Origin of the sequence: Acinetobacter sp. neg1, assembly GCF_000788125.1 — a bacterium.
Lineage (GTDB): Bacteria > Pseudomonadota > Gammaproteobacteria > Pseudomonadales > Moraxellaceae > Acinetobacter > Acinetobacter vivianii.
The window spans coordinates 60,074-82,941 of sequence record NZ_JSZD01000010.1 but is presented as its reverse complement, the minus strand read 5'-3'; the positions used below and the strand labels follow the sequence as shown (position 1 = coordinate 82,941).

The 22,868-nt window shown below is 41.7% G+C and carries 18 protein-coding genes; 10 read left to right on the top strand and 8 right to left on the bottom strand.

The genetic code is table 11. The annotated features are described in order from the left end of the window. Positions 1-63: 63 nt before the first annotated feature. From PJ15_RS08075 to PJ15_RS08065, 3 genes are all read right to left on the bottom strand, one after another. On the bottom strand, positions 64-705 hold the full coding sequence (locus PJ15_RS08075; protein WP_004775243.1) for a CoA transferase subunit B: 642 nt from the start codon (positions 703-705) through the stop codon (positions 64-66). Then, positions 689-1,411: a CoA transferase subunit A gene (locus PJ15_RS08070; protein WP_047429628.1), complete on the bottom strand. Its 723-nt coding sequence runs from the start codon at positions 1,409-1,411 to the stop codon at positions 689-691. The genes PJ15_RS08075 and PJ15_RS08070 overlap by 17 nt, the downstream gene beginning before the upstream one ends. A gap of 179 nt (positions 1,412-1,590) precedes the next feature. Next, positions 1,591-2,475, bottom strand: coding sequence for a LysR family transcriptional regulator (locus tag PJ15_RS08065; protein ID WP_004775239.1), 885 nt, complete (start codon positions 2,473-2,475; stop codon positions 1,591-1,593). A gap of 499 nt (positions 2,476-2,974) precedes the next feature. On the opposite strand from PJ15_RS08065, the gene PJ15_RS08060 reads away from it, so the two are divergent. From PJ15_RS08060 to PJ15_RS08045, 4 genes are all read left to right on the top strand, one after another. Then, entirely contained in the window at positions 2,975-4,399 is a 1,425-nt protein-coding gene (locus PJ15_RS08060; protein ID WP_047429625.1) for a GntP family permease, read from the top strand. Between the two features lie 72 nt (positions 4,400-4,471). After that, positions 4,472-5,257, top strand: coding sequence for a 3-hydroxybutyrate dehydrogenase (locus PJ15_RS08055; protein WP_047429622.1), 786 nt, complete (start codon positions 4,472-4,474; stop codon positions 5,255-5,257). A 128-nt stretch (positions 5,258-5,385) separates the two neighbouring features. Then, positions 5,386-6,405 carry a molecular chaperone DnaJ gene (locus PJ15_RS08050; RefSeq protein ID WP_047429618.1) on the top strand — a complete coding sequence of 340 codons (1,020 nt, stop codon included), beginning with the start codon at positions 5,386-5,388 and terminating at the stop codon, positions 6,403-6,405. 250 nt (positions 6,406-6,655) lie between these two features. After that, positions 6,656-8,620 carry an AAA family ATPase gene (locus tag PJ15_RS08045; RefSeq protein ID WP_047429617.1) on the top strand — a complete coding sequence of 655 codons (1,965 nt, stop codon included), beginning with the start codon at positions 6,656-6,658 and terminating at the stop codon, positions 8,618-8,620. A gap of 43 nt (positions 8,621-8,663) precedes the next feature. Here the strand turns inward: PJ15_RS08045 and PJ15_RS08040 are convergent, their stop codons facing one another. Then, positions 8,664-11,564 carry a valine--tRNA ligase gene (locus tag PJ15_RS08040; protein ID WP_004775233.1) on the bottom strand — a complete coding sequence of 967 codons (2,901 nt, stop codon included), beginning with the start codon at positions 11,562-11,564 and terminating at the stop codon, positions 8,664-8,666. A 371-nt stretch (positions 11,565-11,935) separates the two neighbouring features. Here PJ15_RS08040 and PJ15_RS08035 point away from each other — a divergent pair, with 371 nt between their 5' ends. The 6 genes from PJ15_RS08035 (at position 11,936) to PJ15_RS08010 (ending at position 17,205) form a co-directional block, all read left to right on the top strand. Continuing rightward, positions 11,936-12,616: a hypothetical protein gene (locus tag PJ15_RS08035; protein ID WP_047429614.1), complete on the top strand. Its 681-nt coding sequence runs from the start codon at positions 11,936-11,938 to the stop codon at positions 12,614-12,616. A gap of 112 nt (positions 12,617-12,728) precedes the next feature. After that, complete coding sequence (locus PJ15_RS08030) at positions 12,729-13,391, top strand: hypothetical protein (protein ID WP_004775229.1); 663 nt, start codon at positions 12,729-12,731, stop codon at positions 13,389-13,391. Positions 13,392-13,404: 13 nt separating this feature from the next. Continuing rightward, on the top strand, positions 13,405-14,211 hold the full coding sequence (locus tag PJ15_RS08025) for an SDR family NAD(P)-dependent oxidoreductase (protein ID WP_047429609.1): 807 nt from the start codon (positions 13,405-13,407) through the stop codon (positions 14,209-14,211). A 33-nt stretch (positions 14,212-14,244) separates the two neighbouring features. Further along, positions 14,245-14,577, top strand: a complete 333-nt coding sequence (locus tag PJ15_RS08020) for a hypothetical protein (protein ID WP_047429607.1) — start codon at positions 14,245-14,247, stop codon at positions 14,575-14,577. Between the two features lie 56 nt (positions 14,578-14,633). Continuing rightward, positions 14,634-15,341 (top strand): diphthine--ammonia ligase, encoded by a 708-nt coding sequence (locus PJ15_RS08015; protein WP_047429606.1) that lies wholly within the window; start codon positions 14,634-14,636, stop codon positions 15,339-15,341. A 235-nt stretch (positions 15,342-15,576) separates the two neighbouring features. Then, complete coding sequence (locus PJ15_RS08010; protein ID WP_047429604.1) at positions 15,577-17,205, top strand: OFA family MFS transporter; 1,629 nt, start codon at positions 15,577-15,579, stop codon at positions 17,203-17,205. Between the two features lie 113 nt (positions 17,206-17,318). Here the strand turns inward: PJ15_RS08010 and PJ15_RS08005 are convergent, their stop codons facing one another. The 4 genes from PJ15_RS08005 to PJ15_RS07990 all read right to left on the bottom strand — a co-directional run bounded on the left by PJ15_RS08005 (position 17,319) and on the right by PJ15_RS07990 (position 22,860). Next, complete coding sequence (locus tag PJ15_RS08005; RefSeq protein WP_047429603.1) at positions 17,319-17,753, bottom strand: YbjQ family protein; 435 nt, start codon at positions 17,751-17,753, stop codon at positions 17,319-17,321. An 8-nt stretch (positions 17,754-17,761) separates the two neighbouring features. Beyond that, positions 17,762-18,112 (bottom strand): YbjQ family protein, encoded by a 351-nt coding sequence (locus PJ15_RS08000; protein WP_004775220.1) that lies wholly within the window; start codon positions 18,110-18,112, stop codon positions 17,762-17,764. A gap of 108 nt (positions 18,113-18,220) precedes the next feature. Next, the gene (adeK, locus tag PJ15_RS07995) at positions 18,221-19,681 is read right to left on the bottom strand and encodes a multidrug efflux RND transporter AdeIJK outer membrane channel subunit AdeK (protein WP_004775217.1); all 1,461 of its coding nucleotides are present in this window, start codon (positions 19,679-19,681) and stop codon (positions 18,221-18,223) included. A 5-nt stretch (positions 19,682-19,686) separates the two neighbouring features. Continuing rightward, a complete protein-coding gene (locus PJ15_RS07990) occupies positions 19,687-22,860 on the bottom strand; it encodes an efflux RND transporter permease subunit (RefSeq protein WP_047429600.1) in 3,174 nt (1,057 codons plus the stop codon). Between the last annotated feature and the right edge of the window lie 8 nt (positions 22,861-22,868).

Below are 22,868 nucleotides of genomic sequence, written 5' to 3'. Positions count from 1 at the left end.
AACGGCTAAAAGTGATGCTCGGAAAAGCATCACTTCAATTAAAAATAAAAAGAGAGTGTGTGATTAGACTTTGGCTTCAATCAACAGCTCGACGCCCGTTGCATCCTGAATCTGTTGTTCAGTCACATCAGGTGCCAGTTCCACCAGTTTGATGCCTTCTGCAACAACATCCAGAACACCCAAGTCGGTAATAATACGATGCACCACTTTTTGGCCTGTTAATGGCAAGCTGCATTGTTTAACGATTTTGGCAGTCCCATCTTTGGCATTGTGTTCCATCAAGACCACCACGCGCTGTACGCCTGCGACCAGATCCATGGCACCGCCCATACCTTTTACTTTCTTGCCCGGAATCATCCAGTTAGCCAAGTCGCCCTGTTCAGAGACTTCCATTGCACCCAGAATCGCGATATTGACATGTCCACCACGAATCATGGCGAAGGATTCGCTGCTTGAGAAAAATGCAGCACCTGCACGAGCTGTAACGGTTTGTTTACCTGCATTAATTAAATCAGGATCAAGTTGCTGTTCTGTTGGAAATTCACCAATCCCAAGCAAACCGTTTTCTGATTGCAACCAGACATCGATATCCTCTGGAATGTAGTTGGCAACCAGTGTGGGAAGGCCAATGCCGAGATTGACGTAGAAACCATCTTGTAATTCTTGTGCGGCACGTTGTGCCATTTGTTCACGTGTCCATGCCATGATTATGCGTCCTGTGCTTTAGCGTTTTTTGTTCGATCCGTTTTTCTGGTGTGGCATTCAGCACCACACGATTAACATAGATCCCTGCTAAATGGATTTCATCTGGATCAAGTTCGCCGATTTCAACAATCTGTTCCACTTCGGCAATGGTGATCTTTCCTGCCATCGCACATTCAGGATTGAAGTTTTGTGCGGTTTTACGGAACACCAGATTGCCCGCTTTATCTGCCTTATAGGCTTTGACCAGTGCTACATCTGCGGTCAGTGATGGTTCAAGGATGTAAGTACGACCATTAAATTCGCGTTGTTCCTTACCTTCAGCCACTAAAGTGCCTGCACCTGTTGCGGTATAAAAGGCAGGAATACCTGCACCACCAGCACGTAATTTTTCGGCCAATGTCCCTTGTGGGGTGAGTTCAACTTCCAGTTCGCCGTTTAGATATTGGCGTTCGAATTCTTTATTTTCACCCACATAAGAAGAAATCATTTTTTTAATTTGTCGGGTCTTGAGCAATACACCTAAGCCAAAATCATCAATGCCTGCATTATTGGAAATACAGGTGAGACCTGTCACACCACTTTCTTTCAGGGCCTGAATCAAAGCCTCAGGAATACCGCATAAACCAAAACCGCCAACTGCAAAGGTCTGTTGATCTTTCACGACATCTTGTAATGCCAGTGCAGCCGTTGAATAGACTTTATTCATTTTTTCACCTGTAAATTCCCTGGTTTTTATTAGTTTTAGCATTCGGGACTTATTTACAGAAGTTTAAATTTTTAAAGGATTAATGAGGGAAACTCATTAATAAAACGAAATCGATCGATCTTGTTCAAAATCAAATGAGATACCGAGATTAAACTGTCTTCGCCAAGTTACAGAGAGGCTTAGCCAAAATCATGCTGTAAGAGGATTTCGAGAAACTCGGCTGAAATATTGGAAAGCTCGAAATCCTTTTTATAGACAATGCCGATTGCCTGAGGCAATTTTCCATCTTCAATCTCAATCAAGACATTATGTTCCTTGTCGATAAAGTTTTGAAAATGGCGCGGAATGGCACTAACCCCCATATCAAGTGCAACAAAGCTGGAGAGGGAACTGATCTGATGGCATTCGACTTTTAAATCCAAAGTCAGATGGTTTTTAAGACAGTTTTCTTCAATCAGGTGCCGCACAATCGAGGGGTGCTGTAAAGTTACAAAAGGATTGGCACACAGTTGTTTCCAACTGATTGAATCTGCACTTGCCAGTGGATGTGTTTTGGGGAGCAAGGCAAGAAAGTCTTCTTCAAATAACGGCTTAAATTCCAGTTGATCATTGCGTGGTGGTTCAAAGCAAATGCCAATTTCAAAAATACCATCCTGTACATTTTCTAGGACTTTTTCATTGGGAATATCATGAATGGAAAAGCTGATATTGGGATGTTTGGCTAAAAAGCTATGGATCACCTGCGGCAAAATCGCATGCGTGACAAAGGGCATCGAAGCAATATTGAGTGTGCCGCGATTCAGTTTAAAACGTTGTTTAACGTCCTTTTCCATATCTTCCCAATTTGCCAGTAATTTCTTGGCATAAGGAATCAGCGATTTGCCTTCCTGTGTCAGTTCAACGCGACGCGTGTTGCGTTTAAACAGTTTGCCACCCAGTTCTTCTTCCAGTGATTTGATACTCAAACTTAAAGCAGACTGGCTGAGATGCAATTCAGCAGAGGCATTTGCATAATTCAGAGTACGGGTCAAAGCCAGAAATGCCTTGAGTTGCTTTAAAGTCATGGTGGAAGACCTATGCGGAAAGTTTTTGATTTATATGGTGTAATTTATAAAAAAAACCGCACCTTGTGACTGGCATTTTTGTTAATTTGGTATTACATAGCAAGCTGTTTATTTAAAATAAGTCGTCGTCAGATTATTGCTTAATTCTCTCTAAATATCGAAAAATGAATTTTAAAATAAAGATCTAAATATACTTTTATGGGATTGATGAGTATTTTTGAATAGTTAATTTGTTTTATTAATCAATTAAATTTATTACAGTGTATTTTATTATATTATTGATTTTTAATCATAATTTAAATTATTTATTTTGTTTTAATGATGTTGTTTTTTATGATTTTAATGCTATTTTAAAATACGTTTTTAGTGTGCGTCTTTGTTGTGATTTATGTGCTGCAGTAGGCAGTATTAAAATTTTTATGGTTAGGATAACCACCACAGTATAAAAAAAATATTTGGTTGACCCTGACATATATTCTTGAAAATGGAGTAAAAGAATATGTGGGACTTATTTGTCATTCTGCTGTCTTTAGGCTTGTTGATGTACACCGCCTATCGTGGCTTTTCCGTGATTTTGATGGCGCCGTTGTGCGCGTTGTTGGCGGTTTTTCTGATTAACCCCGCCAATGTGCTGCCGTTTTATTCAGGCGTTTTTATGCCAAAAATGGTCAATTTTATCAAAGACTATTTCTTGGTGTTCTTACTGGGTGCGATCTTTGGCAAAGTGGTGGAAATGTCAGGTATTGCCGAGTCCATTGCCCGTACTATTGTGAACTGGATTGGCGCTAAAAAAGCCATTTTAACTGTGGTTTTGCTCGGTGCTATTCTGACGTATAGCGGTGTCAGCCTATTTGTGGCGGTATTTGCGATCTATCCATTTGCCAATCAGTTGTTCCAACAGGCCAATATTCCAAAACGTTTAATTCCGGGCACTATTGCCTTAGGCGCATTTACATTCACCATGGATGCACTGCCGGGTACACCACAAATTCAGAACGTGATTCCAACCACATTTTTTGGTACCAATATTTATGCCGCACCCTTTCTCGGTGTGATTGGAGCGATCTTCGTCTTGGGTATGGGGCTACTCTATCTGGAGTCACGTCGTAAAGCTGCGGCGCGTGCAGGCGAGGGTTATGCGGGATTTGCTGCTGAGGATAAAGTCACGCCAGCAACTGCCGATGTTGAGGCATCAACGCCGACTCATGGTTCAGCATTACGTCAATGTATGGCCTTTGTTCCGTTGATTCTGGTTGCAGTCATGAACCGTTATCTGTCTACGGCAATCAAAGAATGGTATCCGAATGGTTTTGATTTTAATGCAATTGGTTTAGCGAATTACAGCGTGGATGTGGCAAAAACAGGCGCAATCTGGGCTGTCGGCTTGGCCTTGATCGTCGGGATTATTGCCGCGATCTTGTTTGATTATCAGCGTGTGGTAACCAACTTTAAAGAAGGTGTGAATGCAAGTATTGGCGGTTCATTGCTGGCAGTGATGAATACTGCTTCTGAATATGGTTTTGGTGCGATCATTGCGGCATTGCCAGGCTTTGCTTTGATCAGTCATGCACTTGGTACAACCTTTACCAATCCGTTGGTGAATGGTGCGGTGACGACAACGGTATTAGCTGGGATTACGGGTTCGGCTTCAGGCGGGATGAGTATTGCCTTGAGTGCGATGGCAGAGACTTATAACGCTGCCATTGTGGCTGCGGGCATTCCACCCGAAGTGATGCATCGTGTGGTAGCGATGGCATCAGGTGGTATGGACACGCTTCCACATAATGGTGCCGTGATTACCTTACTCGCGGTGACAGGCTTGACCCATAAACAATCCTATAAAGATATTTTTGCAGTGACCGTGATTAAGACCTTAGCTGTATTTGTAGTGATTGCTGCATTTACATGGTTCGGTATTGTCTAAGACGAATTTTAATTTGAGCTTGCCCATATTGATTGGCGAGCGATACAGATCATTAAGAATAGGAGTAGTACCGTGACTCAACAACTCGAAGCCAAAGTGGCATTTATTACTGGTTCAGCCAGTGGCATTGGTTTAGAAATTGCGAAAAAATTTGCTCAGGAAGGCGCGAAAGTGGTGATTTCTGATGTCAATGCAGAGAAATGTCAGCAAGCGGTGGAGCAGTTAAAACAGCAAGGTTTTGAAGCCTTATCTGCGCCATGTGATGTGACCGATGAACAGGCGTATAAAGCGGCAATTGATTTGACCCTGCAAAGCTTCGGTCGTCTGGATATCCTGATCAATAATGCGGGTTTTCAGCATGTTGCGGCAATTGAAGATTTCTCAACGGATATTTATCAGAAACTGGTTCAGGTGATGCTGACAGGTTCATTTATCGGGATTAAGCATGCATTTCCGATTATGAAAGCACAAAAATATGGCCGGATTATCAATATGTCTTCGATCAATGGCTTGATTGGGTTTGCGGGTAAGGCGGGTTATAACAGCGCCAAGCATGGGGTGATTGGTTTGACTAAAGTGGCAGCTTTGGAATGTGCGCGTGACGGGATTACCGTAAATGCATTATGCCCAGGTTATGTCGATACACCGTTGGTACGTGGGCAAATTGCGGACTTAGCGAAAACCCGAAATGTGAGTCTGGAAAGTGCTTTGGAAGATGTAATTTTAGCGATGGTGCCACAGAAGCGTTTACTCAGCGTGGAGGAAATTGCTGATTATGCGATTTTCCTTGCCAGCAGCAAAGGCGCAGGAATTACAGGGCAGGCTGTAGTGATGGATGGTGGTTATACCGCACAGTAATCCGTTAATCTGATTGAATAAGCCGCTCCATTGAGCGGCTTTATTCTTTATAGAGCTGATTATGTTCGAGCGCGCTACTTTCGCCGTCTGATTATTGCTACACTTTTTCTATTTCAGGCGGAATTGTGATGTCTTTTGATCTTAAAGTCAGTTTAAAACAAAGGGCTGAACCTTCTGCACAGCAGAAAAAGCTAAATCGTCTGATTGATCAAATAGAACAGCAAAAAATCAGCCTTGCCACATGGCAAAATGCCCAAGCCGAGATTCAACAACACACATGGCAAAAGCTGATGCCTGTGTATAGTGAACTGCATGAAATCCTGTTTCAGCAGATGAATCAACTTTGGACGCTATTACAACAGCATGAGTTTTCCAAAGCCGATATGCTGCAACTCGATGAAAAAATTGCCCAGCTTGCTCAATACTTAAAACGTTCCAAGATGTTGAAGGATGAACAGTTAACGTTAGTCAAGCAGATTGATACTTTTTATCAGCAACATGCTCAGCAATCGGCTAAAAAGAATAAAAAAGTACATCCAATAAGATTTGAACAAGATGAAAATTCTGAGCAAAGTGAAGCATTAGAACAAGATGACTTTGAGCAGTACGCTGCCGAGCAGCAACAAGCCCGTGAACAAGCCAAACAACTTCGACAGCAGCAGAAACGTGAGCAAGCTGAGCAAATGGCAGCGCAATCGCTGAAAACGGTTTATTTAAAAATTGCTGCCATGATTCACCCCGACCGTGAGCAAGACGAGAGCAAGAAAGAAGAAAAAACCGAGTTGTTCCAACAGGCGAGTCAGGCCTATGAACAGCAGGATTTATTTTATTTGCTCAAGCTTCAATTACAGTTGGAACAGAACAAAGGTGTCGGGGCGAAAGAGTTATCAGCAGAGCAAGTGAAGTTTTATAAACTGGCTTTGGATGCACAAAGTCAGCAGCTTGAAAGTCAGATTGACGAGATTTTGGATTCTTTTCAGTTGGCGAAGAAAGTCAAAGCCGAGCATGTGCATATTGGTGATGTGTATAAAGCCATAGATGCGGATTGTGTTGAGTTAAAGCAGCAGTTGAAGTGGGAAAAAGAGCGTTTAAAACATATGAAAAGGGTGAGTGGAGTGGAAATGTTGTTGGGTCATGGGGCCATATAAGTGTTTTTACGATAAAAATGAAATTGCTGACTAGGTATTTTCCTTGTAAGTAAAAAAGGGGGGCAAAGATATGATTGTGGTAATAATAGATAGTAATTACATATCGTGCAGTGAAAAGCTTTATTTTGCTGGAGGCTTAGATTGGCATGAAAATAATTAATTTTAACTAAAGAAATTGGATTGGATATTTTAAAAAAATTTGATATAAATTATATAGTAACTATATTTTATTTTTAACGGTGGGGTTTTTGTGCTAGTAGGCGTTTTTTTAAGGCATTTTAAAATTTATAAAGGTGCTAGATATATTCCATTTGGTTTGAGTGATTTAGAGAATTTTAACTTATTCATTGGACAAAATGGCGCAGGGAAAAGTTCTATCTTAGAGTCGTTAGACTGTTTTTTTAATAGCGGAGAATTTATTGTACATTTTTCGGAAAAAAAGAGTGAAGCTTTTGTTGCACCTTCTTTTTTAATAAAGAAGGAAGATCTTAATAAATTTGATAAAAATGTTCAAAAAATAATTCCTATAATAAGTGATTTATTATTCACTCTTGATCAAACAAAATCGGCTAATTATAACTCTTACAATAGTTACTTTGATCAAAGAGACAGCTTTTTAAGATATAGAGAAAGTCATTATTTTGTTACGTATGCTTTTTTCCCGTTTCCTGAAAAAGATAGTAATAGTATTTTTTTTACATTCGATAATTATATTAAGAAGGGTCTTAAAGAAGCTCAGATTTTAAGTGATAGAGAATTAGCTAGAGCATTTTTGGCTCTAAAAGCAGATCTCATTAAAAATTATTCGTTTCAGTATATACCTGTGGAAACCTCATTGAATGATTTTTTACGACTTGAGTCGAAAGGTATGCAGGAGTTAATGAGTGAAAATGTAAAAAAAAGAATTGAACAGACTCTTACTTCTAAACTACAAATACAAGCCGAAAGAACAGTTAACAAAAGTATTTTAGATCTATTGAATTCAGATTTAGAAAAGTTTGTAGGAGAAGTTCAAGAAACAATTAAAAAAATTGATAATGATTATTCTTTTGCTCGAGAATATAAATCCAAGTCTAATCTTACTGCAAATCATTTGACAGATATTATTATTGAAACTTTTTTTGATAAGAGAAGGTTGAAAATAGATAGAAAGCCGATCGAACATTTATCAGCAGGGGAAAGAAAAAAAGCACTAATTGATATAGCATATGCTTTTCTGACGCAAGATAGAGATAAAACTCAAAATATAATTCTTGCGATTGATGAACCTGAAGCATCGTTGCATATTTCTATGTGTTATGGGCAATTTAGTAGATTGCATGAGTTAGCAAAAAAATTTAATGTGCAAATGCTGGTGAGTACTCATTGGTATGGAGCATTACCTATTTTAGATAAAGGTAATCTATTTCATATACATGAAAAAAATAATGCTGCTAATATCTCACAATATTCTTTCAAAAACTATTTTCAGGAAAATGGAAGTCATCCTGATGATATTCACTTTAAAAGTTTTTTTGATTTAGTTTCATCTATTGTCAGTTCATTAAGGCTTCATAAAAAAAATTGGTTGATTGTTGAAGGTGAGGAAGATAAAAAATATATTTTGAACTATCTTTCGGTAGATAAAGCTAAGGATTTAATTGTTCTGCCTGTAGGTGGGTGTGGAATTGTTCTGAATCTTTATAATTATTTATTTGCACCACTATCACAAAAAAATGAATTAAGAGAGATTAGCTCTAAAGTTATATGTTTGGTAGATACTGATTTTCAGGCATTACCTTTAGAGGATAATTTTGTATCTGAAACAAAGAAAAAAGATCTGGTTATTAGACGATTGCAATTTAATAGAAATAAAATAGAATTAAGTCGTTTAGAAAATCCTAACCGATCACCAACTGAAATTGAGGAATGCCTAAATGCTTCTACTTTTTATAAAGCATTGAGTCAAGCAGTTGAAATGGTTGGTGATGATAATATTAAAAAAATCTTCAATAACTTTGAGTTTGATGATCAGCAAAAATATAGTTTTATCAAGGGGGATACTTCCATAATTTATCCAAAAAGAGATTTTGAATTAGAGGGAAATCCTGCGAATTTTAAAAATGAAATATTTAATTTTGTTGATAAAAATAAAGAATTAGTTTGTGACTTATATTGTTCATACGAAAAAGTACATAAACCCGAGTGGCTTGAAGAGTTAGAGAGCTTTTTATAAAAAATCCCCTCAATTGAGGGGATTTTTTACATCAAACTAGTGCTTAAAGCGCAGCAATCTGTTCCATACTTTGCTTAATCTTCGCTAGCTGATCAGCAAACTCAGCCAATTTCACTTTTTCACCTTCAACAACCGCTGCTGGTGCTTTAGCAACAAAACCTTCATTTGAAAGCTTATTGGCAATTTGGTCATGCTGCTTTTGAACCTTATCCAAGTCCTTCTGCAAACGACCCAATTCAGCTTTAGGATCAATCAAGCCTTTCATTGGTACAAATACAGAGGCATGGCCTACAACACTTGAAGAAGAAAGCGGTGGTTCTTCGCCTTGTGCCAAGAAAGTAATACTTTCAACTTTCGCCAATGCTTTAAACAATGCTTCGATACGCGTGATTTGCTCACGTTCAGCATCAGAAGTGTTTTGCAGCAACACAGGCAATAAACGCGCATTACCTAAGCCCATTTCACCACGGATATTACGTACCGCACCAATCAGGCCTTGTAACCACTGCATATCTGCTTCAGCTTGATCATTCACTTTTGCTTGATCAGGAACAGGGTATTGCGCAGTCATAATCGTTGCACCGCCTTTGCCTAACATCGGCGCAAGCGTTTGCCAGATTTCTTCCGTCAAATACGGCATCAATGGATGTGCCAAACGTAAAGATGCTTCCATCACCGCAAGTAATACACGGCGAACTTCGGCTTTACGCTCTTCTGATACATTGGCATCGTTCAGAACTGGTTTAGTTAACTCAACGTACCAGTCACAGTATTCATTCCAGATAAAGTCATAGATCGCTTGCGCAGCAAGGTCTAAACGATAGGTCGCGAATGCTTGGTGTACCGCAGCTTCTGCTTTTTGCAGACGGCTCATGATCCATTGTTCAGGCAGTTCCCAAAGATCAGGACGTGCTTCTTGACCAACAGTTTGACCTTCAACATTCATCAACACGAAACGGGTCGCGTTCCAGATCTTGTTACAGAAGTTACGGTAACCTTCAACACGCTTCATATCGAATTTGATGTCACGACCCGTGTTAGCAAGCGCACAGAAGGTGAAACGAACTGCATCTGTACCGTAAGCCTGAATACCTTCCGGGAATTCTTTACGCGTTGATTTCTCAATCTTCGCTGCTTGTTTCGGATTCATCAAACCTGTTGTACGTTTTGCAACAAGGCTTTCAAGATCGATACCGTCAATCAGGTCGAGTGGGTCAAGCACGTTACCTTTAGACTTAGACATCTTCTGACCTTCACCATCACGTACCAAGCCGTGAACGTAAACAGTCTTGAATGGAATCTGTGATGAACCATCTTCATTTTTCATGAAGTGCAGGGTCATCATGATCATACGCGCAACCCAGAAGAAGATGATGTCAAAACCCGTCACCAAAACATCAGTCGGGTGGAAGGTTTTGAGGAAATCATTGGCAGCATCTTTCTCTGCATCACCCGTCCAACCTAAGGTTGAGAATGTCCAGAGCGCAGATGAGAACCATGTATCCAATACATCTTCATCTTGGTTCAGTGCAGTATCCGCTGGGATATTATTTTTGGCACGTACTTCTGCCTCGTCACGACCCACATATACATTGCCTTCAGCATCGTACCAAGCTGGAATACGGTGACCCCACCACAACTGACGTGAAATACACCAGTCCTGAATGTTGTTCATCCATGCCATGTACATGTTGCTGTATTGCTCTGGAACGAACTTGATACGACCATCTTTCACTGCTTCGATTGCAGGCTCTGCCAATGGCGCAATTTTCACATACCATTGGTCCGTTAATAATGGCTCAATGATTACACCAGAACGGTCACCGCGAGGTGGTTTCAAGGTATAAGGTTGGATCTGGTCTAACCAGCCTTCAGCTTCTGCTTGTTCAACCAGTTTCTTACGCGCTTCAAAACGTTCTAAACCGATATAGTCTGCTGGTGCAGCAATCGTTTTAGAAATCTGTTCGCCTGCTTTGGCAATGTATTCAAACTCAGCCAAAACTTCTGCATTTTTATTGAAGATATTGATGATTGGTAATTCACAACGCTTACCCACTTCATAGTCATTGAAGTCGTGTGCAGGCGTGATTTTTACACAGCCCGTACCAAACTCTTTATCAACATATTCATCTTTAACGATTGGAACGGCACGGCCTGTAATTGGCAGGATAATGTTCTGACCCACAAGATGTGAATAGCGTTCATCATCCAGTGCAACCGCAACGGCAGTATCACCCAATAATGTTTCAGGACGTGTAGTTGCCACAACGATGTGATCTTTACCATCGTGGGTACGGAGTGATTTGTCTTCAAAGAAATATTTGAAGTGCCACAACGAACCTGCTTCTTCTTTATCAGACTCAACTTCGAGGTCAGACAGGGCAGTTTGTAGTTTCGGATCCCAGTTAACCAGACGTTTACCACGGTAAATTAAGCCATCTTCATGCAGTTTTACGAAAACTTCTTTCACCGCATTCGATAAACCTTCGTCCATCGTGAAACGTTCGCGTGACCAGTCTACAGACGAGCCTAGACGACGAATCTGACGCGTAATCGTACCGCCTGATTGTTCTTTCCATTCCCAGATTTTTTCGATGAACTTTTCACGGCCCAAGTCATGACGGCTGATGTTTTGCGCACCCAACTGACGTTCTACCACCATCTGCGTTGCAATACCTGCGTGGTCAGTACCAGGTTGCCATAGGGTATTTTTACCCATCATACGGTTGTAGCGGGTGAGGGCATCCATGATGGCATTGTTAAAGCCATGACCCATGTGCAAGCTACCCGTGACGTTCGGCGGCGGAATCATGATACAGAATGATTCACCTTGACCTGATGGCTTGAAGTAACCTTGTTGTTCCCAGATTTGATACCACTTCTTTTCGATCTCGGTTGGATCGTAAGTGGTTGCAATATTTTGAGCAGATTGAGCGTCAGTCATAGTACAGAAGATTAAAATTGAATAAAAAATTGTATCTATTGTAGCAAAAAATCCTCGCTTCTGTAGGTCTTTCAACATGCCATCGCTGATTCAGTAAAGCCGCTCAAATAATGTATCAATTACGGTTTATTCCAGTTGTTATTTGAGGAGGAATTCGGCTTTTTTACGGATGATGCCCCTAATTGATGCAAGATGGGCTGAATCCTGATAAGGCACTTATAAGCTTTGATTTTTTCTTATAAAACCGATGAAAGGCGTTGGATTTTTAAACAAATAAGATTAAATTTATGTGTAATGCATCACATAACTAAAAGATATTGCTGCATAAAACAACAATATAAAAATGCGAAAACTAAAAAGGGATGATGGTCATGAGTTATTCAATTCTATTGAAGATTAATGAAGTTACGCATGGACAGTTTGAAACGATTCGCCAGCAACTGAATGCGGGGACAACGGAAAGTCAGGCACGAATGCTGGGTGAGGTCCTATCTGAAATTGCCTGTGATATTGTTGAGCAAGTTTTTTCAGTCTTACTCATCCAGAATCGCCAGCCGACACAGATCACGCAAAAATATACGGCTGAATCTGAAAAAGTCATCCAGCAGATCATTGGTGCTGTACGTAAATATATGCCTTGGTCGATTGCTTTATTTGGTAATGAACGCTTATGTCCCTTTGCTAATTATTTTTCCAATATGATCAAGTATCACGACGAGCAGGTTTATGTGTCTTATCCGATCGATCGGCATTTGGTACAACAGGCACATGCTTTGGTCACAAAACTCAAGAATAATGAAATTAGTGACATGGTGGATGTCTTCCAGACCCTGATCCAGATTGTCGATTTAGGCGTAACCAATCTGATCCGCGAACCGAAAAAATGCCTCAACTTTAATATGGTGGTGGATAAAACCCTGAATGGCGTGATTAATATGACCGCCCATCTCAGTTATAAACGTCTGGAAAAAATGAGCAATCAGGTTGATAGCAATGCTGCAACTGATTGTGTGAACCATTTTTTAGCATTTATGCATGTTGATACAGAATAGAGTGTGATAAATTCGGCGGGTACAACGCCAAAAATGATAGAAAAATAGATTTGATAAAAGGGCTTGTTTAACAAGCTCTTTTTTATGGAATCTAACAATTAGGGTTATTAGAATGAACACCGCCGTTTTTTTAAATATTCATGCGGACACTTACGCAAGGTTTGCGCATATTCGAACGCAATTATTACAAGGAAATAAAGAAAGTCAGGCTAGCGCTTTAGGGAGTGTCTTATCCGAAATGGCTTGTGAAGTCGTTGAACAGGTTTTTATCGTTCTATTACAAGAAAATAAACAATATTCGCAAACAGGTGAATCCGAAAAAGTGATTCAGCAAATTCTGGAAGCGATTCGTAAATATATGCCGTGGTCGATTTCATTTTTTGGCAATGATCGTTTAATTCCTCTGGTTGAATATCTTTCAAAAACCTTACAGATCGAAGATGAAACCATTTATATGACTTATCCTGTCAAGCAACCGTTGGCAGAACAGGTCAAGGCATCTAGCCAGAAACTGGCAAATGGCGATCACAATGAAATTTCAAATTCGCTTAAATTACTCACCGAAGTAATTGATACGGGTGTGGATCACTTGATTCGTGAACCGAAAAAATGTTTAAAGTTCAATTTTGTGGTGGATAAAACTTTAAATGGCGTGATCAATATGACCACGCATCTGGGATATAAACGTTTGGAAAAATTAAGTACCCAGATTGATCAGCAACTGGCTGCAACGTATGTGGATTACTTCCTCAAATTTATGCGCCATTCAGCATAGGCAGGATATAAAAATGGCAAAACTGAAAAGTCTTGAAAATAAAGTGGTCTGGATTACGGGTGCTTCTTCGGGTTTAGGCAAAGCACTGGCACGTGAATGTGCATTACAAGGTGCACAGGTGGTTTTGACTTCACGCCGTTACGATGAGCTGGAAGCGGTACGCGTGGGCTTACTCAAGCCAGAACAGCATCTTTCAATTGCTGCTGATATTACCGATGAAGCTCAGGTACGCCATGCGCATGAACAGGTTCTGGCAAGTAAAGGGCGGATTGACTGGCTGATCAATAATGCAGGATTGAGTCAACGCGCCTTGATTCAGGACACGACTATGCATACTGAACGCGCCATTATGGAAGTTGATTACTTTTCGCAAGTGTTCTTTACCAAGACGGTATTGCCGACTTTTCTGAAACAAAAATCAGGCCGTGTGGTGTTTGTATCCAGTGTTGCAGGCTTACTCGGTACTCAATATCGCGCGACCTATTCAGCAGCCAAAGCAGCTATTCACATGTGGGCGAATAGCTTACGTGCTGAAGTATCGAATGATGGTGTGGAAGTTTCAGTAGTCTTTCCGGGTTTTGTGAAAACCAACGTCTCATTCAATGCATTAAATGGCGAAGGTAAGCCGCAAGGCCATCAAGACGAAGCAATTGAAAATGGTTTAGATGCCGATGTATTTGCCGAGCGTGTGGTGGAGTCATTGATGGCAGGGGATCAGTACATCGTGGTTGGTGGAAAAAAAGAACAACTGGGCGTGCTGGTTTCTCGTTTATCGCCAAGTTTGCTCTATAAAATGATTCGTAAAATGAAAGTGAAATGAGTGTGAAAATGGCTGCTTTAAAAGGGAACTGCAATGCAGGATAGCCAAAATTTGTCCGATTCAGTATCTGGTTCTCGAGTATCCATTGCCTCTAGTGTTGGCTATGTGGTACTTGCGTTACCAGCCAGCATTGTTATGGGTGGAGGATTGAGCTGGTTATTCACGTTTAATATGGCGGATTTTGAAGGGGGGAGTGGCTATGCCGCAATCTTCATTTTTATGTTAACTGCACCGATCAGTTTTTTAGCTAGTCTGGTTGCCTTGCCAATTATGATTAAAAAGAAACCAAAAATTTTGCCTCATGTGATGTGGGTGTTTGCCAGCTTAACTTTATTGTTGCTTTTATATGTCGCAAGTATTATGTAGTTGCCTGAAATAATGAAGAACTGGGTCTGACTGATAGACGCGAAAGGTAGAGTGAAATGACAGAAGATCGCCGTAAAAAAGCTGTTTTTAACTGGAGCGGTGGTAAAGACTCTTCTTTGGCCTTGTATAAGGTCTTACAGCAAAATGAGTTTGAGGTCATCGCCTTATTGACCACCGTGAATGAAGAAACCGAGTTATCTTCGATGCATGCGATTCCACATCAGCTGCTAGAAAAGCAGGCTGAAAGTATTGGTATTCCGCTCTATCCTGTGTTTTTACCAAAGAACCTTCCTGTATATGAACAACGCATGCTGGATGCTGCCAATCACTTTAAAGGACAAGGAGTTGAACATTTTATCTTTGGCGATATTTACTTAAGCGATGTACGGCAATATCGTGAAGATCGTTTGCATCCTTTAGGTATTGAAGTGGTTGAGCCGATATGGAATCTTAATTCGGCTGAGGTGATGCAGGATTTTTTAGATTCAGGGATTAAAACCAAAATCATTGTGACGGATGCCAGCAAACTTGATGAATCCTTTATCGGGCAGGATATTGATGCAGCTTTGATTGAGCGTATGCCAGTGGGCGTGGATGTCTGTGGTGAAAATGGCGAATATCATAGCTTTGCTTATGCGGGCGGTTTATTCAAACATCCTGTTGAATTTGAAATTGCTGAAACGCGTCAGATGTCGTATGAATTTAAGCTAGAAAATGGCGAAGAAAAAACTTATCACTATTGGCAAGCAATTTTTGCAGAGTAGAGCAAAAAATCCTGTGCATGACACAGGATTTTTTAAAATTATTAAATTATTTCTTTATTTTTTATTGGTAAAAGCTGTTTGATCAAAGTCATAGATGTTATGCACAATCGGTAGGTTGATCTTTACTCAAACATAACGACATCGTACAGAGCTTAAGAATAAGCTTTAACCGCTGCCGGAACGAAAACGAAAAAAAGCTTGCCTCTCTTTAACCGTGAAGGCATGGAGACTGTACATGGAACGACAACTTTCACTTTTGGCCAAGGAGCGGACGATTGCCCACGCGGGCTATAATCGTTGGCTTCTTCCTCCTGCCGCACTGGCAATTCATCTCAGTATTGGTATGGCATATGGTTTTTCCGTATTCTGGTTACCCTTGTCCAAAGCTCTGGGAATAGATGCGCCGATTGAATGTAAAAATATAGGTTTGCTTGAACAACTGTTCACCACGACCTGTGACTGGAGCGTATCTACCCTAAGCATCATGTACACCTTATTTTTTGTATTTTTAGGTTCATCCGCATTTTTGTTTGGTGGCTGGCTTGAACATGCAGGACCGCGTAAGGCGGGTGTGGTTGCAGCATTTTGTTGGGCAGGTGGCTTGATCTTGGCTGCGCTAGGTGTATATACGCATCAGTTATGGCTATTGTGGCTGGGCGGTGGAATAGGAGGGATCGGGCTTGGGCTGGGTTATATTTCACCTGTATCTACTCTGATTAAGTGGTTCCCAGATCGTCGAGGTTTAGCAACAGGTCTTGCCATTATGGGCTTTGGTGGCGGCGCCATGATTGGTGCACCGCTCGCGGATCAGTTGATGAAGTTCTTCGCGACCGATATTTCTGTGGGGGTATGGCAAACCTTTCTGGTATTGGCTGCTGTTTATTTTGTTTTTATGATGGGAGGCGCATTCGGTTATCGGATTCCGCCTTCAAACTGGAAACCAAGTGGTTGGCAACCAGCAGCAACCCAGGCGAATGCTCTGGTCACCAGTCGTCATGTACATTTAAATAAGGCGTGGAAAACCAAGCAGTTTTGGCTGATTTGGGGCGTCCTATGCTTAAATGTTTCAGCAGGTATTGGCATTTTAGCGATGGCTTCTCCGTTGTTGCAGGAAGTGTTTGGTGGACGTCTGATCGGTTTAGAGATCGGTATCAATGAATTAAATACAGAACAAAAAATGCAGATTGCGACCTTTGCCGCGGGTTTCACTGGTTTACTGTCATTGTTTAATATTGGTGGGCGTTTCTTCTGGGCATCTGCATCGGATTTTATTGGTCGTAAAAATACCTATTTCATTTTTTTAGCCTTAGGCTTCTTATTATACGTTTCGATTCCACAACTGGCCCATGCGGAAAATCTACCTTTATTCGTTTTAGCTTTCTGCGTCATTCTGTCAATGTATGGCGGAGGATTTGCCACAGTACCTGCTTATCTGGCGGATATTTTTGGTACACAAATGGTCGGGGCAATTCATGGGCGTTTGCTAACAGCGTGGTCTGTGGCTGGTGTATTGGGAACTTTACTCATTACCAATATTCGAGATTATCAACTGGCCCATGGCGTAGCTCAAGCGCAATCGTATGATACGACGATGTATATTTTGGCGGCTATGCTAGCCATTGGATTTGTACTCAATTTAATGGTCAAACCAGTTGATGACGATAAATACATGACAGAGGCTGAATTGGCTGCTGAGAAGGCTTTGGCACATGAGAAATTACCGCAAGATTTAAGTCTGAATCATGATGTAGCGCATGCACCTTCCAAGACAATTACTGTGGTACTGGCTTGGCTGGTTGTTGGTCTACCTTTGCTGGCAGGCATTTGGTTTACTTTACAAAAGGCGATCGTTTTATTTCATTAACTTTAAAAATCTAAGTTATAAAAAATGCCTCATGATTCGAGGCATTTTTTATGCGTGGGTACTACGATAATTCTCAAATAGGCGACTGAAGTAAACCTCCAGAACAGCATGGTTTATTCTATGATGGCTGTTCCATAAGCAAACACTTCAACCATGCCACCTTGCATCCCTAATTCTGTGGTACTAAGGCGAACTCCCATAATTTTTTTGGCACCCATGGCATGTGCTTCCTGCTTGAGTCGGATTACCGCTTCACGGCGTGCGCGTTCAACGACGCTTTCATAGCTGACCAGACGACCCCCAAAGAAGTTTCGAATGGATGCCAGTACATATTTAAAATAATCGTGAGAGATCACCACATTACTGCTGATCATTTGCCCAGGGGCGTTGGTTTGTACAAAGCGATTGGTATCAATCCGAATATGGGCGAACTGTCGTTCTTTCTCATCCAGTTCACGTAAGTGTTTTTGCTCGATATGGCGACCAAAGCCCCAACCCACAGCAAAGAGAATCAGAAAAAGAACAATCTGAAAAATTAATCCTTCCATACGATTGCCTATGCACCGAATGGATCTGGGAGTTTAGGTGCAACAGGCTGAACCACGACCGCCGTTCCATAAACGAATAACTCAGATGCACCTTGGGCAATATTCGATGTCGAGAAACGAATTCCGACAATGGCATTGGCACCTAAAGCTTGTGCTTTATCAATCATACGTTGGGTCGCTTCTTGGCGTGATTCTTCTAGTAGCTCGGTATAGCCTGTCAGTTCACCACCGACGATATTTTTTAAACCTGCCATCAGGTCACGTCCGACATGCTTACTGCGAACGGTGCTGCCATAAACCACATCAAGTTGACGTAAAATTTCATGGCCAGGTACAGATTCTAAACTGCTCAGTAACATAGTATTTTTCTAAATCATCAATATTTCAGTCTTTGAAGATAAGAAATATTCGCAATTGTTGCAATAAAAAAGCTCACCTAAGTGAGCTTTTTTGTCTGCAAAATCAAATTATTTTGCGTAGTGCTGTTCTGAGCTTGAAGGTTGGTGCGTTACAGTCTCGCTGGTCGATGCTTTTAAGCCGCCACCAAGCGTTTTGTAAAGTTCAACCTGATTGTTCAGGTCAGCCTGTTGTAATAACAACAAACCTTGTTCCGCTGAGTAAGCAGAACGCTGAGCATCTAACACAGTCAGGTAACTATCAATACCAGCACGGAAGCGGGCATTTGAAAGTTTATAGGTCGTATTGGTCGCATCAACCAAACGGCGTTGAGCGGTTAAACGATCACCAATATTCGCACGTGTTGCCAATGCATCATTTACTTCACGGAAAGCTGACTGTACTGACTTCTCATAGTTAGACAGTGCAATTTTCTGATCTGTTTCAGAGATTTTGATATTGGCCTTACGTGTACCCCAGTCGAAGATCGGGATATTCAGACTTGGGCCAATTGACCATAGACCATTGGCTGATTTGAATAAATCACTCAAGTCAGTCGATGCATAACCCGCAGAACCAGTGAGGCTAATGGTTGGGAACAGTTGCGCTTTTGCAGCACCAATATTCGCACCCGCAGCACTTAACTGGTATTCAGATGCTTTGACATCTGGACGATTGTTCAGTAAGTCACTTGGTAAACCAGCGCTTAATACACCTTGTTTGGTGATACGTGCAACTTGCTGTTGCGGTAACAGATTCTGAGGAACCTGCTGGCCCACCAGTAAGTTCAACAAGTTTTGTGCCTGAGCAATCTGGGTTTTGTAGTTGGCAACATCATTACGTGCTGTTTCAACTGAAATCTGTGCCTGACGCACAGGAATTTCACTATCAATACCGACATCAAAACGTTTTTTGTTCAGGTTAAACGAATCTTGTTGTGCTTTTAGCGTCTGATCCGCAAGTTTAAGTTGTGCACTTGCAAATGAGTAAGTTAACCAAGCCTGAGTGACTTGACCAATTAAGCTGATTTGCGTTGCATCACGTGAACTTTGTGTCGCGAGATAGCTATCTAGTGCTGCATCTTTCAGGCTGCGTACACGACCCCAGAAGTCTAGCTCATAAGAAGTCAGACCTAAGCCAACCTGATAGGTTGAATACGGGTTGTTTGGATCACGGGTAGGGGTGACCTGACGAACGGCACTACCACTTGCCCCAATAGTTGGCAACTGGTTGTTTTCCGAGATCTGGTATTGCTGCTGAGCTTTTTGGATATTCAAAGTAGCAGTACGTAAATCACGGTTATTGGCAAGCGCCATATCAATCACTTGAAGTAAGCGCTGGTCAGCAAAGAAATCTTTGTAACCTTGTTCAGCGATTGATTTTCCAGAAGCATTGCCATAAGAGGCGAAGCTTTCAGGAACATCTGAGCTTACAACAGGCTCTGGCCCGCGCATGCTTTGGCAGGCAGCCAAAGATAGCGCGAGTGCAGAGATTGCAATGCCACGACTGGAAATAGACCATACAGTTTGCATCACGATCAATGCTCCTGAGTATTTAAAGTTTTAGGTTTGTACTTAAAGATACTACGAATCCACACGAAGAATACAGGGATGAAGAAGATACCTAAAAGTGTTGAAGAAATTACACCACCCAGTACACCATAACCAACCGAGTGTTGGCTACCAGCACCCGCACCGCTTGCAAGGGCTAATGGCAATACACCAAAACCGAAAGCAAGGGTCGTCATGATGATTGGACGTAAACGCATTTTCGCCGCATGTAAGGTTGCTTCAAACAGGTCTTCACCTTGTTCTTGCAATTCTTTGGCGAATTCTACGATCAAAATGGCATTCTTCGCTGAAAGACCAATTACCGCAACAATCGCAACCTGGAAGTAGATGTTAAAGGATAAGTTTGGATCTCCTTTAATAATCATACCTAACCAAGTCAATGTAAATGCACCGACAATACCTAATGGTACAACCAGTAACACAGACACAGGTACTGACCAGCTTTCATATAATGCAGCAAGACACAAGAATACGATCAATAATGAAAGAACCAATAATGGCGCTGTCTGGCTACCAGAATCACGTTCTTCTAAAGATAAACCACTCCATTCATAGTCGAAACCTGTTAAGCCCATTGACGGTAACTTACCAATAATTTCTTCCATGGCGATCATTGCATCACCAGAGCTGACGCCCGGTGCCGGTGTACCTTGAATATTCACAGATGATACGCCGTTATAACGCTCTAGACGAGGAGAACCATAGGTCCATTCACCTTTGGCAAAACCAGAGAATGGAACCATTTCGCCTTTGTTGTTACGTACATACCACTTGTTTAAATCTTCAGGCATCATGCGAGTATTCGCTTCACCCTGAACATAAACTTTCTTCACACGACCACGGTCAACGAAGTCATTGATATATGAACCACCCCAAGCCATGCTCATGGTCGTGTTAATATCTGCAAGGCTGATACCCATTGCACCAGCTTGTGCTTGATCAATCGTGATTTGGTACTGTGGTGTATCTTCTTGACCATTTGGACGCACACCTGCAAGACGTTTGTCTTGTGATGCCATACCTAATACTGCATTACGTGCAGCAATCAGTTTCTCATGACCTTGACCGCTTACATCCTTCAACTGGATATCGAAACCAGACGCGACACCCAATTCAGGCATTGCCGGTAACTGTAATGGCATGATGTACGATGCATCTTTCACAATCATGTTCAATGCCATACCACGTTGAATAATGGCACCGATCTGTGATTCAGGCGATGTACGCTCGCTCCAGTCTTTTAACTTAATGAAGGCAAGACCCGCGTTTTGACCCACTCCCGTGAATGAGAAACCAGCAACGGTAAAGATTGAATCTACACTGTCTTTTTCTTTATTCAGGAAGTAGCCCGTCATGGTATCAATGACTTTATCGGTACGTTCCAAGCTTGCGCTCGGTGGTAACTGAACTAAAGTCATGACCACACCTTGGTCTTCTTCTGGCAAGAATGAAGATGGCAACATTTTGTAGATGCCGACCAAAGCTGCGATCACCGCAATATAAAGTACCCCAGAGAATAACTTGTGGTGTGTCATGCGATTGACACCACCTTGGTATTTCTCTGCAACTTTTTCGAAGCTACGGTTAAACCAGCGGAAGAAACGCGCAAAAATGTTATTGCTTTCTTCTTTGTTTGGATCATGTTGCTTTAACAGGGTCGCACACAGGGCAGGGGTAAAGGTCAATGCTACGATCAAGGAAAGGATCATCGCCGTAACCAACGTGATAGAGAACTGACGGTAAATTACCCCAGTCGTACCACTAAAGAATGCCATTGGTACGAATACCGCTGTTAATACACTGGTAATACCCACCAGAGCACCAGAAATCTGACTCATTGACTTTTCAGTCGCAGGAATAGGTTCCAGATGTTCTTCTTGCATCACCCGTTCAACGTTCTCGACCACAACGATGGCATCATCCACCAGAAGACCGATGGCAAGTACCATGGCGAACATGGTCAAGGTGTTAATCGAGAAACCGAAAATATTAATGACTGCAAATGTACCGAGTACAACTACAGGTACAGCCAGTGTTGGAATAATCGTTGCGCGCCAGTTCTGCAAGAACAGGAACATGACGATGAATACCAAGACCACTGCTTCAATCAGTGTATGTACAACACTCTCAATTGACAGACGAATAAATGGTGTCGTGTCATAAGCAAGTTTGTCTTTTAGACCAGCTGGATAGTTATGACGTAACTCAGATAAACGTTTTTCAACAGCTGCTGCGGTATCAAGTGCGTTGGCACCTGTTGCAAGTTTGATTGCAACACCACCCGCAGGGCTACCGTTGAACTTCGAATCAAATTGATAGTTATCTGAACCAAGTTCTACACGCGCAACATCACCTAAACGAACCTGTGCACCATCTGATGCATTTTTCAGGAAGATGTTTTTGAATTGCTCAGGTGTTTGCAACATGCTTTGTGCATTCACTGTCGCATTCAGCACTTGACCAGCTGTTGATGGCGCACCACCGAGCTGACCGACTGCAACTTGCGAGTTTTGTGCACGAATTGCGGTTGCAACATCGGTTGGTGTCAGTTTGAAGCTCGTGAGTTTTGCTGGATCTAACCAGATACGCATCGCATATGAGCCACCAAAGACTTGAAGTTCACCCACACCTGCAACACGGCTAAGCGGTTCAGAAATGTTTGAGTTTACATAGTCTTTAATGTCAGAGGCAGAAAGCGTGTTATCTGGAGAATAGAATGCAATAACCTGTAAGAAGCTGGCACCAGACTTGGTCACTTTTACACCCTGACGTTGTACATCTTCAGGCAAAAGTGCTGTTGCAGATTGTAGTTTATTTTGAACCTGAACCTGTGCGATATCAGGATCGATACCTTGTTCGAAGTTCAAGTTAATTGATGCTTGACCATTACCCGCACTGTTCGATGAAATGTAACGTAAACCATCAAGACCATTCATTTGTTGTTCAATGATCTGGGTAACGGTATTTTCAACAGTTTGAGCAGAAGCCCCAGGATAAGTCGCAGAGATCGTTACCGTGGGGGGGGCAATTGTCGGATATTGTGCAACTGGCATTTTTGTAAGCGTGATAATACCCGCCAACATAATGACCAGTGCAATCACCCAAGCGAAAATTGGGCGATGGATAAAGAATTGAGCCATGCAATCTA

Bases quoted from the DNA above. Each gene is read 5' to 3' on its own strand.
- PJ15_RS08015 (WP_047429606.1), top strand. From the start codon at position 14,634: ATGACAGAAGATCGCCGTAAAAAAGCTGTTTTTAACTGGAGCGGTGGT.
- PJ15_RS08000 (WP_004775220.1), bottom strand. From the start codon at position 18,112: ATGTTACTGAGCAGTTTAGAATCTGTACCTGGCCATGAAATTTTACGT.
- PJ15_RS08050 (WP_047429618.1), top strand. From the start codon at position 5,386: ATGTCTTTTGATCTTAAAGTCAGTTTAAAACAAAGGGCTGAACCTTCT.
- PJ15_RS08060 (WP_047429625.1), top strand. From the start codon at position 2,975: ATGTGGGACTTATTTGTCATTCTGCTGTCTTTAGGCTTGTTGATGTAC.
- PJ15_RS08075 (WP_004775243.1), bottom strand. From the start codon at position 705: ATGGCATGGACACGTGAACAAATGGCACAACGTGCCGCACAAGAATTA.
- PJ15_RS08035 (WP_047429614.1), top strand. From the start codon at position 11,936: ATGAGTTATTCAATTCTATTGAAGATTAATGAAGTTACGCATGGACAG.
- PJ15_RS08040 (WP_004775233.1), bottom strand. From the start codon at position 11,564: ATGACTGACGCTCAATCTGCTCAAAATATTGCAACCACTTACGATCCA.
- PJ15_RS07990 (WP_047429600.1), bottom strand. From the start codon at position 22,860: ATGGCTCAATTCTTTATCCATCGCCCAATTTTCGCTTGGGTGATTGCA.
- PJ15_RS08065 (WP_004775239.1), bottom strand. From the start codon at position 2,475: ATGACTTTAAAGCAACTCAAGGCATTTCTGGCTTTGACCCGTACTCTG.
- PJ15_RS08010 (WP_047429604.1), top strand. From the start codon at position 15,577: ATGGAACGACAACTTTCACTTTTGGCCAAGGAGCGGACGATTGCCCAC.
- PJ15_RS08030 (WP_004775229.1), top strand. From the start codon at position 12,729: ATGAACACCGCCGTTTTTTTAAATATTCATGCGGACACTTACGCAAGG.
- PJ15_RS08005 (WP_047429603.1), bottom strand. From the start codon at position 17,753: ATGGAAGGATTAATTTTTCAGATTGTTCTTTTTCTGATTCTCTTTGCT.
- adeK (WP_004775217.1), bottom strand. From the start codon at position 19,681: ATGCAAACTGTATGGTCTATTTCCAGTCGTGGCATTGCAATCTCTGCA.
- PJ15_RS08020 (WP_047429607.1), top strand. From the start codon at position 14,245: ATGCAGGATAGCCAAAATTTGTCCGATTCAGTATCTGGTTCTCGAGTA.
- PJ15_RS08070 (WP_047429628.1), bottom strand. From the start codon at position 1,411: ATGAATAAAGTCTATTCAACGGCTGCACTGGCATTACAAGATGTCGTG.
- PJ15_RS08025 (WP_047429609.1), top strand. From the start codon at position 13,405: ATGGCAAAACTGAAAAGTCTTGAAAATAAAGTGGTCTGGATTACGGGT.